This window comes from Nocardia sp. NPDC004604 (assembly GCF_040609795.1).
Classification (GTDB): domain Bacteria; phylum Actinomycetota; class Actinomycetes; order Mycobacteriales; family Mycobacteriaceae; genus Nocardia.
Map to the genome: position 1 here is coordinate 1 of NZ_JBEXLC010000196.1, position 14,275 is coordinate 14,275.

General features: G+C 66.7%; 11 protein-coding genes and 5 pseudogenes. 9 read left to right on the top strand and 7 right to left on the bottom strand.

The window, feature by feature from the left end; genetic code table 11:
• Positions 1-72 precede the first annotated feature (72 nt).
• Entirely contained in the window at positions 73-1,209 is a 1,137-nt protein-coding gene (locus ABZW16_RS39565) for an NAD(P)/FAD-dependent oxidoreductase (protein ID WP_354961280.1), read from the bottom strand.
• Positions 1,210-1,330: 121 nt separating this feature from the next.
• Here ABZW16_RS39565 and ABZW16_RS39570 point away from each other — a divergent pair, with 121 nt between their 5' ends.
• Positions 1,331-2,056 carry a TetR/AcrR family transcriptional regulator C-terminal domain-containing protein gene (locus ABZW16_RS39570; protein WP_354961281.1) on the top strand — a complete coding sequence of 242 codons (726 nt, stop codon included), beginning with the start codon at positions 1,331-1,333 and terminating at the stop codon, positions 2,054-2,056.
• Positions 2,057-2,150: 94 nt separating this feature from the next.
• Here ABZW16_RS39570 and ABZW16_RS39575 read toward each other — a convergent pair whose 3' ends face one another.
• Positions 2,151-2,300 carry a hypothetical protein gene (locus ABZW16_RS39575; RefSeq protein ID WP_354961282.1) on the bottom strand — a complete coding sequence of 50 codons (150 nt, stop codon included), beginning with the start codon at positions 2,298-2,300 and terminating at the stop codon, positions 2,151-2,153.
• Positions 2,301-2,561: 261 nt separating this feature from the next.
• Positions 2,562-3,512, bottom strand: a complete 951-nt coding sequence (locus ABZW16_RS39580; RefSeq protein ID WP_354961283.1) for a helix-turn-helix transcriptional regulator — start codon at positions 3,510-3,512, stop codon at positions 2,562-2,564.
• 173 nt (positions 3,513-3,685) lie between these two features.
• Here ABZW16_RS39580 and ABZW16_RS39585 point away from each other — a divergent pair, with 173 nt between their 5' ends.
• The 5 genes and pseudogenes from ABZW16_RS39585 to ABZW16_RS39605 form a co-directional block, all read left to right on the top strand.
• The gene (locus ABZW16_RS39585) at positions 3,686-4,090 is read left to right on the top strand and encodes an alpha/beta fold hydrolase (protein WP_354961290.1); all 405 of its coding nucleotides are present in this window, start codon (positions 3,686-3,688) and stop codon (positions 4,088-4,090) included.
• A 9-nt stretch (positions 4,091-4,099) separates the two neighbouring features.
• On the top strand, positions 4,100-4,942 hold the full coding sequence (locus tag ABZW16_RS39590; RefSeq protein WP_354961284.1) for an alpha/beta hydrolase: 843 nt from the start codon (positions 4,100-4,102) through the stop codon (positions 4,940-4,942).
• Between the two features lie 134 nt (positions 4,943-5,076).
• On the top strand, positions 5,077-5,802 hold the full coding sequence (locus tag ABZW16_RS39595) for a class I SAM-dependent methyltransferase (protein WP_354961285.1): 726 nt from the start codon (positions 5,077-5,079) through the stop codon (positions 5,800-5,802).
• 324 nt (positions 5,803-6,126) lie between these two features.
• Positions 6,127-6,972: an NmrA/HSCARG family protein gene (locus ABZW16_RS39600; RefSeq protein WP_354961286.1), complete on the top strand. Its 846-nt coding sequence runs from the start codon at positions 6,127-6,129 to the stop codon at positions 6,970-6,972.
• A pseudogene (locus ABZW16_RS39605) lies at positions 6,972-7,375 on the top strand (DUF5996 family protein); the annotation flags it as partial. The gene ABZW16_RS39600 and the pseudogene ABZW16_RS39605, both read left to right, overlap by 1 nt.
• 20 nt (positions 7,376-7,395) lie before the next feature.
• Here the strand turns inward: ABZW16_RS39605 and ABZW16_RS39610 are convergent.
• Positions 7,396-7,590, bottom strand: a pseudogene (locus tag ABZW16_RS39610) (DUF6510 family protein); the annotation flags it as partial.
• Between the two features lie 637 nt (positions 7,591-8,227).
• On the opposite strand from ABZW16_RS39610, the gene ABZW16_RS39615 reads away from it, so the two are divergent.
• Positions 8,228-9,487: an MFS transporter gene (locus ABZW16_RS39615; protein WP_354961287.1), complete on the top strand. Its 1,260-nt coding sequence runs from the start codon at positions 8,228-8,230 to the stop codon at positions 9,485-9,487.
• Here the strand turns inward: ABZW16_RS39615 and ABZW16_RS39620 are convergent.
• The gene (locus tag ABZW16_RS39620) at positions 9,480-10,340 is read right to left on the bottom strand and encodes a LysR family transcriptional regulator (protein WP_354961288.1); all 861 of its coding nucleotides are present in this window, start codon (positions 10,338-10,340) and stop codon (positions 9,480-9,482) included. The two genes, ABZW16_RS39615 and ABZW16_RS39620, sit on opposite strands and share 8 nt — an antisense overlap.
• A 696-nt stretch (positions 10,341-11,036) precedes the next feature.
• Between ABZW16_RS39620 and ABZW16_RS39625 the strand changes: the two genes are divergently transcribed.
• The gene (locus tag ABZW16_RS39625; RefSeq protein WP_354961289.1) at positions 11,037-11,840 is read left to right on the top strand and encodes an SAM-dependent methyltransferase; all 804 of its coding nucleotides are present in this window, start codon (positions 11,037-11,039) and stop codon (positions 11,838-11,840) included.
• A gap of 312 nt (positions 11,841-12,152) precedes the next feature.
• Positions 12,153-12,377: pseudogene (locus tag ABZW16_RS39630) on the top strand (transposase); the annotation flags it as partial.
• Positions 12,378-13,013: 636 nt separating this feature from the next.
• Here the strand turns inward: ABZW16_RS39630 and ABZW16_RS39635 are convergent.
• Together ABZW16_RS39635 and ABZW16_RS39640 are read right to left on the bottom strand one after the other, a co-directional pair.
• Positions 13,014-13,451: pseudogene (locus ABZW16_RS39635) on the bottom strand (integrase core domain-containing protein); the annotation flags it as partial.
• Between the two features lie 172 nt (positions 13,452-13,623).
• Positions 13,624-14,275, bottom strand: a pseudogene (locus ABZW16_RS39640) (hypothetical protein); the annotation flags it as partial.

Consider the following 14,275-nt stretch of genomic DNA (forward strand, 5'->3'; position numbering starts at 1 on the left):
AGTACATGACGTCAGGCCCCTACCAACCCTGGCCGGTTCTTCAATGCCCATGGGCCCACACGACGCAGCGGCTCAGGGGGTCTGCTCGTGTCCAGTGAACATGTTGACCAGGCTGTGGGGTGCATTGTCGCCGAACATGAACTCGTGGAGCAGCTCGGCGCCGTCGGTGGCGGCTTCGGCGCTGCGCGGGAACAGAGCTCGCTCGTATTCGGTGAGCGCGGTTTCGATGTCGTCGGGGTGCGCGGCGAGGGCCTTGCCGAGTTCGGCGCCGTCCTGCATGGCCAGGTTGGCGCCTTCGCCGTTCGGGGGCGCGAGGTGGGCGGCGTCGCCGACCAGGGTCACCCCCGGCACCCGGTCCCACCGGTGTTCGATCGGCAGCGTGTAATGCGGGCGCAGGACCGGCGAGGTGTCACTGTCGGTGATCAGCGCGGTGAACTCGGGTGCCCAGCCGTCGAACTCCTGCGCGATGCGCGCAGTCGCCGTGGCGGAATCGGTGAAGTCGATGGCGGCGAACCAGTCCTGCGGCTCGGTGAGCGCCACGTAGGTGTGCAGGGTGCCGCCGTGCTCGCGGTGGGCCTGGATCCCCTTCCCCGGCGCGAGCGCCCAGAACGACCCGCCACCAACAGCCCGGGCGGCGGCGGGGTGGCGAGTGTCGCTGTCGAACAGCCAGGTCTCGACGAACGACATGCCGGTGTACTCAGGTGTGGCGGTGGACAGCAGTGGCCGGACCTTCGACCACGCGCCGTCGGCGCCGACCAGCAGGCTCGTGACGGCGGTGGCACCGTTGGCGAAGCTCACCCCGTAGCGGCCCTCGCCGAGGGCGCGCACGCTACTGACCTTGTGTCCCCACCGAACGGTGCCGGCCGGGAGCGAATCGAGCAGCATTCGCCGCAGCTCACTGCGCTGCACCTCCGGGCGGCCACCCGTGCCGTCATCGGCCTTGTCGAACAGGACGGTTCCGTCCCGGTCGAGGACCCGGTACTGCTGGCGGCCCTCGAGGATGAGACCGCGGAACTCGTCGGTGAGGCCGGCCGCCTCCAGTGCCGGTTGGCCGTTGTAGTCGTGGATGTCGAGCATCCCGCCCTGCGCGCGTGCGGTCGGCGAGTCTTCGGCCTCGTAGACCGTGGACGGGATCCCGTGCACATGCAGAACGCGGGCCAGCGTGAGGCCGCCGAGTCCGGCGCCGATGATCGTGACGTGGGTATTCATGGTGGCTCCTGCGGAGGTCGAGGCCGCCCGGAGAGCTCCGGCTGGCCTTCTGGTACGCCGTTCCAATCTGGAATGACATTCCATATTGGAACGGCATTCCATATGTGTCAAGATGTTCAGCATGGCAACGCGAACACGCCGGTCACAGCGGCGCACAGAGGCACTCTCCCGGGAGAGCATCGTCGAAGCCGCCGTCGAGCTGCTCGACGCGACCGGCGCGGGCGGGCTGACGTTCCGGACGCTGACCGAACGCCTCGCCACCGGGCCCGGGGCGATCTACTGGCATGTGGCAAACAAGGACGAGCTACTCGGCGCCGCGACCGATGCCGTCGTTACCGCCGCTCTGGCGATCGCGCCCACCGAGTCCCCGGGCTCGCCACAGGACGAGATCCGCACCGTCGCGCTCGGCCTGTTCGACGCCATCGAGGACCACCCCTGGCTCGCCACACAACTCGCCACGCAACTCTCCCGCAGCCCCTCGGGGCCGGTGACGCAACGGATCGTCGAAAGCATCGGTCGCCGGGTCCGCATGCTCGGCGTACCCGAGAGCAGTTGGTTCACGGCGACCTCAGCGCTGGTGCACTACGTCCTTGGCGCCGCCGGCCAGAACGCCGCGAATTCCCGCGTCGGCACACTCCATGCGGACCGCGCCGAGTTCCTCGACAACACGGCGACGGCATGGGAAGAACTCGACCCCGATGACTACCCGTTCATCCGGGCCGTCGCGCACCAGATCCGCGAGCACGACGACCGCGAGCAGTTCCTCGCCGGGATCGATTTCATCCTCACCGGCGTCACCGCAACCCACCCGCCCGAAGGACAGGCGTACACCTCACCCGCCACCTGAGCCGGAGGACACACCCCCACGACTTCGACCATCAGCGTGGACGCCAACCGGGCTGGGGCCAAGCAGCTCAACGGCGTTCGATTCGCACTCCTGACTATCGCGAATGCGAGTGAGCGACTGCACCCGCCGCGCGCACCAGCGCGGCCACGCCGAGGCTGTGGGAGCGCTCCGGCCAGGCGATGACCAGCGCGGCGGGAGGGCAGTCGACGATCGGGAGGTAAGCCACCGCCGGTCGCGGATCCACGAAACATCCGAAAATGCCACCGCCGCAGTCGAACTCGGGGCATCCGTCCTTGCGGCAGCGGCGAGATCCCGGACCGACGCACCGCCGAACGCCATCGACTCGAGGTCACTCTCCCGACCCGACCCGACCCGCACCCCAGCAGCACGAAGCCTCGTCACTCGAGACTTGACCTGTAGGGGATGCTGTCCGACGGTCGTGCGGGATCTGGGGCCGTGCCTCGCTTGCACCGCCGTAGTGCCGAAATCGGGTGTCGGAGCGGCGTCATGGCCGATTGTGCGTCCGCTGCCATTCGCGTGGCGAAATTCCGAACGCATCACGGAATCGGCGTGTGAAGTGCGCGGCATTGACGAACCCCCACTTGCGCGCGACGGCGCTCACGGCCACTGTGGTGCCGTGACGGGCGAGGTCCGCGCGGGCGCCCTCGAGCCGTGATGTCATGATCCACTGTCGGGGAGATACGCCCTGCGCGGCCCAGATGCTGTACAGCTGCCGTAGCGAGATGTGGTGTGCCCGAGCGATTTTCTCTGCATCGAGCGTCGGGTCGCCCAGGTGCTGCTGCGCGAAATTGGTCATGCGCAGGTACAGAGTGTCGTGGAGGTCGTCACGCTGCGGTCGTGCGTCGGCAGCGGTGGTGATGAGCGCGCGCACGAGTTGGGTGGTCGCCGAGCCGAGCATGAGCTGTGCGGGACCGGCGGGGATGTCGCCTTCCTCGCCGAGCGCGGCGATATGGGCGATCACCAATCCGTACAGCGGGCTTGCTTCGAGTCTGGTGACCGCCGCCCGGACGATGTCGACCCGCAGTCCGAGCTGCTCGTAATCGATGATTACCAGTTTGGTGCCGCCGATACCGCGGCACGCGTAGTCCGAGGCGCTGGTGCCGTCGGTCAGCCCTAGCTTGCCCACCCCGAGTATCGCGTCCATGCCACAGTGCGAGAACCTGCCGCGCGCGCCCAGCTGCAGTCCCAGTCCGACTCGCTCGGGCGCGGCGGCGCGGATGTGCTTCGGTCCGCGGGTGACACTCAGACCAGTGCCCTCGACACGGGTGGCGTGCACTCCAGCGCCGAGATCCCACACGCTGAGCCGATGCCACAACTCGCCGTGATGCGCACCGAACCGATTGATCGCGGGTATCTCGGTGTTGGCCACCGCGTCCTGCACGGCGTCCACCCGTTCGGCGACCGGAAGCGACCCGGTGTCCAGTACGACAACCACCTCGCACCTCCTGCCCGGAATTCTAGGGTCGGACTGTGCTGCATGTGCAGATCCGCGGGCAAGACTGTTCCGGCTGTGCAGAGGTTGTCCGGTCGAGACGCCGTGCACCGGTCGCGGCTCTACCTTGCGAGACAGATCAGGTGACGGATCAGCGAGCGTGGCCCGCACGTCGCGTGATTGCGGCCGATCATCTGGAGGGATTAGGTGGTGAACGCGTACGACCGTCCGCCTCGACGCCGATCTGGCCGCCGAGCCCGCGCAGGTCCGGAACTCGGGAGTTCCTGTCCGGCAACGAGCGGCGAAACATGTTGTCTTCCAATGATACTGAGATGCGCGCGAGCCGCTCGCGCTGCTCGAGAAAAGGGACCGCCAACCTCGAATTGTCCGGGCCTGCTGCGTGGTCCACCACCGCCAGCTGGTATCTCGTCTCTGCCGAGGACCGCGTGATCCCGCCCGCATCGCAGCGCTTCATGGCCCAGCGCATGCACGCGCACACCAGTGAGATCGCGGTTTCGCACGCCTCGCTCGTCTCCCAACCGGTGGCCGCCGCCGTCATCGAACAAGCCGCTCGTGGATAAGGAACACCCATGACCACCATCGACGCCCACACCCTCGACCAGATCGCCGCCGCCAACACCAGCGGTCGCACCCCGGTCGTATTCATCCACGGCCTGTGGCTACTGGCCAGCAGTTGGGATCGTTGGGCCGCGCTGTTCGCCGACGCCGGGTACGCGCCGGTCACCGCGAACTGGCCCGACGATCCGGAAACTGTCGAACAGGCCCACGAACATCCAGAAGTGTTCGCGGGCAAAACCGTCGGGCAGGTCGCCGACCACGTCGCCACCATCATCGAACGCCTGGAACGCAAACCCGCGGTCATCGGACACTCCTTCGGCGGCCTGCTCACCCAGATCATCGCAGGGCGCGGCCTGTCGGTCGCTTCGGTGGCCATCGACGCCGCCCCCTTCCGTGGGGTGCTGCCGCTGCCGATCAGCTCGCTGCGCGCCGCCGCACCGGTGCTGACCAATCCGGCCAACCAGCATCGCGCGGTCCCGCTGACCTACGAGCAGTTCCGCTACAGCTTCGCCAACGCCGTCAGCGAAGACGAAGCCGAGCAGCTGTTCGGCACCTTCGCCGTCGCCGCTCCCGGCGCACCGCTCTTCCAGGCCGCAGCCGCCAACCTCAACCCGTGGTCGGAGGCCAAGGTGGACACCGACAATCCCGCACGCGGCCCCCTGCTGATCATCTCCGGCGAGAAGGACAACACCGTTCCCCGAGTCATCTCCGAGGCCGCCTTCCACCAGCAGCATAAGAACTCCGACGTCACCGAATTCGTCGAGATCCCCGGTCGCGGACATGCCCTGACCATCGACAGTGGGTGGCGCGAGGTCGCCGAGACCAGCCTGAAGTTCATCCAGCGCTTCGCCTGAAAGGCCGAGTGCTCCTGATCTATCGATCAGGAGCACTCGTTGCGGCACGTCGAAGCTCGGATCCGGCCGCATGCCCGCCTCATCTGGGGTTATCGGCTCGACGGCCCTGCCGAATCTCCGGCGGCGGCCCGCCCTTGCTCGACGAGCTGGACATACGCGATGTTGCCCGCCGGCGTACCGTTGAATCTGTGAGCAGTGGCGCCGTACCGGCGGCAGCGGTGCAGGGCTCGGACCTATGGGCCCGGGTGTTCGCGGCGCTGTACGACCCTCTGCTATGGCTGGGCGAGAGAGCGGGTATGGCCGCTCGTCGGCGAAATTTGCTCGGCCGCGCGAGGGGGCGGACTGTCGAACTCGGCAGCGGTACCGGCCTCAACCTGGAGTACTACCCGGACGGCCTCGACGAGCTGATCTTGACCGAACCGGAGGCCGCGATGCGCACGCGGTTGGCGCGGAGGCTGCATCGCAGTCGACGTCGGGCACGCGTGCTCGACGCATCGGCGGAACAACTGCCGTTCGCGGATGAAACCGTGGATACGGTCGTCTCAACGCTCGTGTTGTGCACTGTCGACAACCCCGATCCGGTGTTGCGGGAGATCGAGCGCGTGTTGCGCCCCGGCGGCCAGCTGCTGTTTCTCGAGCACGTACGTTCCGAGTCGCCGCGACTTGCCCATTGGCAAGACCGCCTCGCCGCCCCGTGGCGCCGATTCGCAGAGGGCTGCCACTGCAACCGTGCCACCCTCGAGCTGATCCGGGGGTCCGGGCTGAAGCTCGAAGACGTACAGGAAGCGTCGTGGCGGGGAGAGCCCCCGATTGTCCGACCGCTGATCCTGGGTATGGCCACAAAAACGATATCTGACTGAAGCTGCGCCTCAGGCGGCCGCGTACCGACGAGCTTCCTCAGGTACCAACCTCACAGGCTCAGCTTTCGGTGGCGCGAGTGAATAGCAGATCGATCTTTTGGGTGAAGGGTTCGGCGTCCCTGTTCGCGGATGCGGTTGACTACACCGAAGCCGATGCGGTGGTCCAGGGCGAATACATTTGCCTGACCGGTGCAGGATTTGAACCTGCGACCTCCGAGTCACGAGCCGACGAGTCCGGCGGACAACGCCAGGACCTCTGCTCCGAGTTCACGCTACGGTAGCTACGCCAGCACTTTCGGACCTACTGCTCGGATTGGGGTTGCTGTGACAAATCCTCCGGTTCTGGTACTCGGGGCCACGGGCGGACAAGGCGGGGCCGTCACCGATGCGCTGCTGTCGCGGGGTGTGGGAGTGCGAGCGATGGTGCGCGACGCCAGAACTCCCCGGGCGCAGCGGCTCCGGGAGCGGGGTGTGGAACTCGTCAGCGGATCGCTCGATGATCGAGCCGCACTGGCAGCGGCGATGGCCAATGTCGCGTCCGTTTTCGCGCTGACCACACCGTTCGAATCGGGTGTCGATGCGGAAGTGCGGCAGGGACGCGCGATCATCGGCGCGGCCGGTGACTCAGGAGTGCCGCATCTGGTGTTCAGTTCCGTGGCCTCAGCGAATCAGAACTCCACGATTCCACATTTCGAGAGTAAAGCGGCGATCGAGCAGGAACTCACCGCCAGCGAACTGCCGGCGACCGTTGTCGCGCCCACGTACTTCTTCGACAATGCGCTCGGCGGCTGGCAGGAACTACTCAACGGTGTGCTGGAACTGCCCTTGCCACCCGATCGGCCGCTACAGCAGCTGGCGCGAGAAGATTTGGGGCAATTCGTCGCGCACGTTCTCGCCGAACCGCAGCGATACCTCGGCGAACGCGTCGAGCTGGCCAGTGACGCCCCCACTCCGGTCGCTATGGCCGCTGCGATCGGCGACGCCCTGGGGCGGCCCGTGGTCCATCGGCAGACCCCGCTCGACGTGATCGGCAACGCGGATATGCACGCCATGTGGACATTCCTCAACGGCGACGGCTATCGCGTCGATATCGAGGCGCTGCATCGCTCGAACCCCGAAGTCGACTGGACGTCGTTCCGTGACTGGACGCAACGAACCCTCACACGCTGATGGATCTTGCCTACACGCGCTTTTCGGGACGGACCGCTCCCGAGCACGGCGGGGCGCACCGCACTGCGCCGACTGGGTCATGGTGGAGGGTTATTCACACGAGCTGAGCAGCTGCGGATTCTGGCCAGAAGCGTTCTACGCATACACCTATCCCGAACCCGACAGCTACAGCGAACGCCGGCTGAACCTGCCCGGGGCGACCTACGACCCCAACCTGGGTGAATTCGTCTTACCCTACGAAAGGGTGCGCACCGCGAACGATCCGAATGCCGTGGTCGCCGAGTTCCTCCACGAAACATACGAGGCCGCAGCCGAACTCGGCCATTGGGATCGCGGCACACTCGAATGCGATCCGCATCGGTGGGCTCGGCATCGAGCCGCCGCACCCTGGGCACTGCGCTGACCAGCAAGGGGCCTGCGGCCTCAGCTCTCGGGTAGAGAGATCCGCAGCGACACGGTCCCGCGGAGGTCCAGCCAGACCGCGTCCGGACCACGGACAAGACGCAGGATCACCTGGTCGCACTCGGGACAGCGGGCCACCAACCCCGGTGCGTGGCCGTAGACGCGCATGGCGGCCACGGTCGCGGCGTCGCCGCAGCCGGTGCAGCGGCCGACGGCGCTGGTGACGTCCGCTCAGGAGCGCGGAGAGGCCAGGCCAAGCGCGGGTCACGGCCCATCTGCCGTAGCTGCCCCGTCCAGATCGCGTGCGCGACATTCGCGTGGTGGCCACAGCCATCGTCCCCAATCGAGGACGACGAGGACGCACGTCGCGTGCTCGACGACTAGGTCGCGGTCCTGCGCGACGTCGGCGTCCAGGCCGACGGGGGAACGGCCGGGGCGGCCTGACCCTCTCGAGGTCTCGGCCGCGGTCGCGGCCGAACGGATCGGGGCCGACCTGCTCGTGCTCAGCCCGCACCGGGAGGGGCGCCGTGAGCAGAGGGTACTGCGGGGCTCGTTGGAGACCGAGCTGATCGGTCTCCAACACGGGGCTTTCGCCGCCTGGTTCAACCCCAGCGTCTCGGAGGCGTTCGGGCACACCGCCCGCGTCCCCCGTGCTGCTCCTCCTCCTGTACGCCTCGTAGGCGTCCCGTCCTGATCGCGGGACTAGGGCAACGGTCATCACGATCTGAGATGACTGTTGTCCTCGATCATCGCAAGAAGTTGGGAAGCGGAGCAGGGCTGTCGGCGCTTTCACCGGTGCAGGCGGCGGAACGCCCGCCGCACCACCCGACCGAAAACTTCTTGGAAGGCAGTCATGGCCCAACCGTCCGGCTCCACCCCGATCGTCCGACCGACCGCGGACGCTACCGCGTCGCCCGGATCCACCGGCGCGATATCCGGCTGGCTCGTGGCGCTGCTCGCCGTGGCCACCGGCCTGTCCGTCGCGAACCTTTACTACGCGCAGCCGTTGCTGTCCACGCTCGCCCAGGTGTTCGGCATCAGCGCGGCAACCGCCGGCGTGTTGGCGACAGTCACCCAGATCGGTTACGTCCTCGGCATGCTGTTCCTGGTGCCGCTGGGAGACCGCTTCGAGAAACGCCGCCTAGCGGCGGTCCTGCTCGCCGTCACCAGCCTCGCGATGGCGATCGCCGGCGCGGCGACCGGCTTCCCGATGCTCGTACTCGCCTCGCTGGTCAGCGGTGCGACCTCCGTCGTCGCCCAGATCCTGGTGCCCTTCGCGGCCAGTCTGGCGCCCGACCACGCCCGCGGCCGGATCGTCGGCCGAGTGATGGCCGGGCTGCTCACGGGCATCCTGCTCTCCCGCACGCTCAGCAGCGTGGTCGCGGACGCAGCCGGCTGGCGGGTGGTCTATCTCGGCTCCGCCGTGCTGATGGCGGTCCTCGCCCTCGCGCTGGTACTGGCCCTTCCCAAGCACTCCCCCACGACCGACCTGCCCTACCACCACGTGCTGCGCTCGACCGTCCGGCTGATCCGCGCCCACCCGGCGCTGATGCGGCGCGGGCTCTACCAGGCGGCGCTCTTCGGGACGTTCAGCGCGTTCTGGAGCACGGTCTCATTCCTGCTGACCGGCCCCGCGTTCCGCTACCCGGCCTCCGGCGTCGGCATCTTCGCCCTCGTCGGCGCCGCGGGCGTGGTCGTGGCCCCGCTGGTCGGACGCTGGGCCGACCGGGGTCGGGGTCGGCCCCTGACCGGGGCGGCGCTCCTGCTCGGGGCGATCGGCGCGCTGGTTGCGGGGCTCGGTGGACACGACATCGTGGTCCTCGGCCTCGCCGCGATCCTGCTGGACGTCGCCGTGCAGACTGCCCTGATCCTCGGCCAGCACGTCGTCTACCAGCTCGACCCGAGTGCCCGGGCCCGGTTGAACAGCGTCTTCATCGGCATCTTCTTCGCCGGAGGAGCGCTGGGGTCGCAGCTGGGAACGATCGTCTACCACGCCCAGGGCTGGTGGGCGGTCGCCGCCCTCGGTGCGGTCCTGCCGCTTCTGGGGCTGCTGTACTGGATGACCGAGCGCCGGGCCGACCGCGCCCCGGCTGCGAACAACAGCCTCAACTGAGGTGGCGCAGTAGCGCGGCGACCGCCGGACTCGGCTCTCCGGCGGGCCACGCGACCGTCACGGTCCAGTGGGGCGGGCGACTGGGGAACCGACGCAGCGCGAGATCGGGGAAACGGGCGGCGATCGACTCGGGCAGAACGCAGATGCCCAGGTCGTGACGGACCAGCTCTGCGGCGGCCCCGATGTCGTTCACCTCGAAGACGGACGTCCGCTCCACGCCCGCGGCGCGAAAGGCCCGGTCGACCGCGCCCCTGATCGCCCAGCCCGGAGCGAAGTCCACGAACGGCAGCTGAGCCACCTCGGCGAACGTGACCGTGTCGGCCCTCGCGAGGACCCGCGTCGCTGCGGCGGCCACCACCATCTCCTCCCGGGCCAGCAGGCGGTTCTCCAGGCCGCGCCGCTGCTGGTGGTCGAACGCCACGATCGCCACGTCCACTGTGCGCTCCCGCAGCGCCGTGCGGATGTCCGCCACCGCCGCCTGACGCAGCCGCACCACCAGCGCCGGGTGCTCGGCGCGCAGCCCGGCCAAGGCCCGGTCCAGGCCCAGCCACACACCCTGCATCGTGCCGATCGTCAGCACCCCGCGCAGCTCGCCGCGCGCTTCGTCCGCCACCGCCCGGGCCTGCTCCGCCGCCCTCAGCGCGAGGCGGGCGGCCGGCACGAAGCTCTCCCCGACCGCGGTGAGCATGACCCGGTGGGTGGTGCGCTCGAAGAGCTGGACGCCCAGCTCTTTCTCCAGGGCTCGGACCGTGCCGGATACCGCGGACTGCACCACGTGCAGGCGGCGGGCAGCGGCGGTGAACCCGCCCTCCTCGGCCACCGCGACCACGACCTCCAGCTGCCGCAGATCCATCCGTGGATCATCGCACCAGGGCGCCGTCGGCCGGACTCCGGCTCGACCATGACGGCGTGACCACCGGGTCCTCTTCCAGCACGCGGCCCGGGTCTCGAAAGTGTGGTCCATCCCGAGAGTAAATGGTAGCCACCTGAGCGATAAGTGTTGAGGAGATGATGGATTGAGCCCGCGAGCGAGTCGCCCAGTCCAGCTCTGCGCAGACGAGCAATCACTCTGCTATTCAACCGATCCCAGGGTGCGACGTGCGACGACCCTAAAGTATTTCCGCCCCCCTCCGTCACACTCCCAATCGATAACCATCGGCAGGATCATCACCGGTAGGTCCGCCATTGATTGCCGATTCCCTTGCGCCGCTGATCCGCTCAGTGGCGCCCGGCTCGGTCTTGCCCGAGGAGCCGTGCGCCGCTTCGCGCGCAGTGCCTGGAGGGCTCGAAACTCAGTCCAACGCTTGCGATCTCGGATCGGTAAAAGCGCTTACCGGTAGCCAGATCCAAGGCGCCCAGTAGACTTGCGTCCCAAGCATGGAATCTGTCTTGTTCGCCGACCCACTGTCGCCGCCGACGAGCGCACGGCGCACTCACACGCTGGCAGCGGGCCGCAAGGTGCAACCCCCCCAACAAGATTGAAATGACACGCCCGTATACCACCCGCTCGCTACCTTGATGTTGCCTCGACTATGTAAGGACTCCGACCGTGGAACCTGGCTCTCCTGTCGACTTGCGGCAGAATCAGCCCCACACCGCCCGAATGTATGACTACTACCTCGGCGGCAAGGACCATTACAGCGCGGACGAGGAAGCGGCTGAGCAGGTCGTGGCCATCTGGCCAGGAGTGCGAGTGGCGGCGCAGAAGAACAGGGCGTTCATACACCGCGTGACACGGTTCCTCGCACAGGCGGGCATTCGTCAATTCCTCGATGTCGGAACCGGTATCCCGACCGCGCCGAATCTGCATCAAGTGGCCCAACAGGTTGCGCCTGACGCGCGAGTCGTCTATGTCGACAACGATCCGATCGTGCTCGTCCACGCCAGGGCATTGATGGTCAGCTCACCGGAAGGGCGTACCAACTACATCTCCGCCGACGTCACCACACCCGAAAAGATCCTCAACGCCCCAGGATTGCGCGAGACACTGGACCTGACCCAGCCGGTCGCGCTCAGTCTCAACGCGCTGATGCATTTCGTCCCCGACCAGCAGGATCCCTACGGAATCGTCGATGCGCTAATGGGCGGGCTCGTTCCTGGCTCGTATCTAGTGATGACACACGTCACGCCAGACTTCGATCCGACGGCAATTGCTGCCGTGGTCGACATCTACCACCGCAGCGGCTTGCCATGCCAAGTCCGAAGCCGAGACGAATTCATGCGGTTCTTCCAGGGGCTAGAGCTGGTCGATCCCGGTGTAGAGGTGCCGCACCGCTGGCGCCCGGACGGTGTCGCACCCCCGAAGAAAATGGATGCGGAAGTGTCCGTCTACGCGGGCGTTGCACGCAAGTAATACAACCCCGCACCCAGGAGACCGACCCGGGACGAGGCCCGGAACAGTGGTCAGCGATCTCGTATCCGGAGCACCCAGCCCCCCGGAAGCCTCGCCTTGGCCACGCTCGTCCCGGCATGGCTCACCGCAACGAAAATCATTGCAGTAAAGAGGAACTCGCCGACAACTACCGGCGGCGCGGCCATCCACTCACCTGAGCATCGCCCGCAGTGTCGGAGGCGAGGGGTGGACGCCCAGGTCGAAGCGTTCAGCGCTCGCCCGCTCGATCAAGGTCCCTACATGGGCTGGTACTCGAGGTTCGTGAGAACGGGCATTCGCCGACGCACCGACGTGGTCGGCATCTTCCCCGACCGCGGCTCGATCATCCGCCTGGTCGGGGCCGTGCTCGCCGAGCAACACGACGAGTGGATCGAAGGACGCCGCTACCTCGGCCTCGACGTCCTGGCCCGCTCCCACGGACTCACACCCACCAACGAACAGGAGGACACCCCTCCCGCAGAACCTCACTGCCTGACCGAAATTCGGATCATGGGGTGACCACCTGAGTTACACCACTCCCCGGGACTTGACCTTGCCGGTCAGTACTGGACATCCGGTCACTTGGGCTTCGCATGCCACATGTACGACGTCCGGAGTGACCGGCGCTGGCGCGGTTCGGGCGACCAAAGCCCACCCAAAGATCAATGGGCAGAGATCATCTCGCCGTGCCAACGGTGCCCACCCTTGCCCGATTTCCGAGCGTTATCGCAGGTGTGGTGCTTCGTGTGCATTGCGGCCGGGTGTGAACTATTCAATACCCCTGCGTCGCACCCGAAGCGCCCCCCTGAGGCATACCACCCCACGGGCGACCCGAACCACCACCGCTCCAGCCGTTGTACTCGGCCAGGTACTCTGCACGCCACCGAGGCCAATCCAGATAGGTCGCCCCCGCAGTACGTCGATAGCGGCGATACTGCCCCCGCTTCGTCCGCAACGACCCTCGGGCCCCACGCGCAGCGCGCCGAGCAGCCCGGCACGCCGCATGCAACTGGGCATCGGACAACTCCACAGCAGGATCGGCGAAAATACTATGCATCATCCGATGGGACACCTATACCACCGGCCCGTCAACATTGCTCGCCGTACTCACGCAACAACCAGAGAGACTGCTGCACGATCGGGTGACAGGTTCGATCACGCGGCCTGACTGGCCGATGGGGTCATGATGGTCTCGTATTCGACTGGCGTCAAACGGCCGAGGGCGGCTTGCCGTCGGCGTCGGTGGTAGGTCCGATCGATCCAGGTGACGATCGCGATGCATAATTCCTCACGGCTGCACCAAGATCGGCGGTCGAGGACGTTGCGCCGCAACAGCGCGAAGAAACTCTCCATGGCGGCGTTGTCACCGGCCGCGCCGACACGGCCCATCGACCCGGCCATGCCGTGACGAGTCAAGGCGCGCACGAACTTTCGGCTGCGGAATTGGTTGTATTCAACTCGCGAGCCGCGGTCGGTCTGCAGAACGCAACCGGCCACGTCGCCACGACCGGCCACCGCATTGTTGAGCGCATGCATTGCCAGCGCCGACTTCATCCGTGAGTCGATGGATAAACGCCCTACTGATCGGAACGAATTTGCACGAAGGATCGGGTGTGCCTCGGGCGTGGCCGGTCGATTATTGCCGGGCCCAAGGCCATCGAGGACTTCGCTTCGTGCTCCTACGGTTTCAGACCGAACCGGCGTGGTGACCATTTCTTCGCGCACGGCGCGAAGGAAGGCGATATCCGTTTCTTCGGCATGTGATTCAGCGGATGCCGGGCGTGCGCGGGTCCGGACCGAGGCAGGCTTGGATGACGCAGCCCGGAGCGGTATCCGCGAACGGCGGTGCCAACGGGTAGTTCAGGCAGCTGAAGACATTGCAGCCCGGATATGCCGCGGGCCCGACGCCGAAGACCGCGAGCAGCAGATTCGTATCCACGTACTGGCTCGGATCCGCGCGCAGCGGCGGTTCGACATACGGACCGGGATCGGGCACCGGATGGTCTTGGAATGCCGCGAACAATCGGCGGAAGAATTCGTGCGCCAGCTCCGTGGTGTCCTCCAGGGCCTCCTCAATGCCCTGGTTGCTGACACTTCCGAAGAGCCCGGTCCACACCACCGTCAAATCCAGACTCGGCACGATGAAGATGTTCTGCATGCCGAGTCCGACCATGAAATACACGTCGGCGGGCTGGAAGTCCTGGGACTCTTCGCATCCGAGGCCGATCCAGAGCAGGTAGCCAAAGCACTTGTTCGCTGGTGATGGCTGGCGTGCCATGCGCAGATAAGTCTCGGAGACGAGTTGCTGTGTGCCCCAGCGCCCATATTGCAATGAAAGATTTATTCGTGTAATATAAATTTTAAATGATAAATTCAATAATTCATCTTCGGGGTAGGGTGTAATTCCCAACCGGCAG

Bases quoted from the DNA above. Each gene is read 5' to 3' on its own strand.
- ABZW16_RS39570 (WP_354961281.1), top strand. From the start codon at position 1,331: ATGGCAACGCGAACACGCCGGTCACAGCGGCGCACAGAGGCACTCTCC.
- ABZW16_RS39565 (WP_354961280.1), bottom strand. From the start codon at position 1,209: ATGAATACCCACGTCACGATCATCGGCGCCGGACTCGGCGGCCTCACG.
- ABZW16_RS39615 (WP_354961287.1), top strand. From the start codon at position 8,228: ATGGCCCAACCGTCCGGCTCCACCCCGATCGTCCGACCGACCGCGGAC.
- ABZW16_RS39590 (WP_354961284.1), top strand. From the start codon at position 4,100: ATGACCACCATCGACGCCCACACCCTCGACCAGATCGCCGCCGCCAAC.
- ABZW16_RS39620 (WP_354961288.1), bottom strand. From the start codon at position 10,340: ATGGATCTGCGGCAGCTGGAGGTCGTGGTCGCGGTGGCCGAGGAGGGC.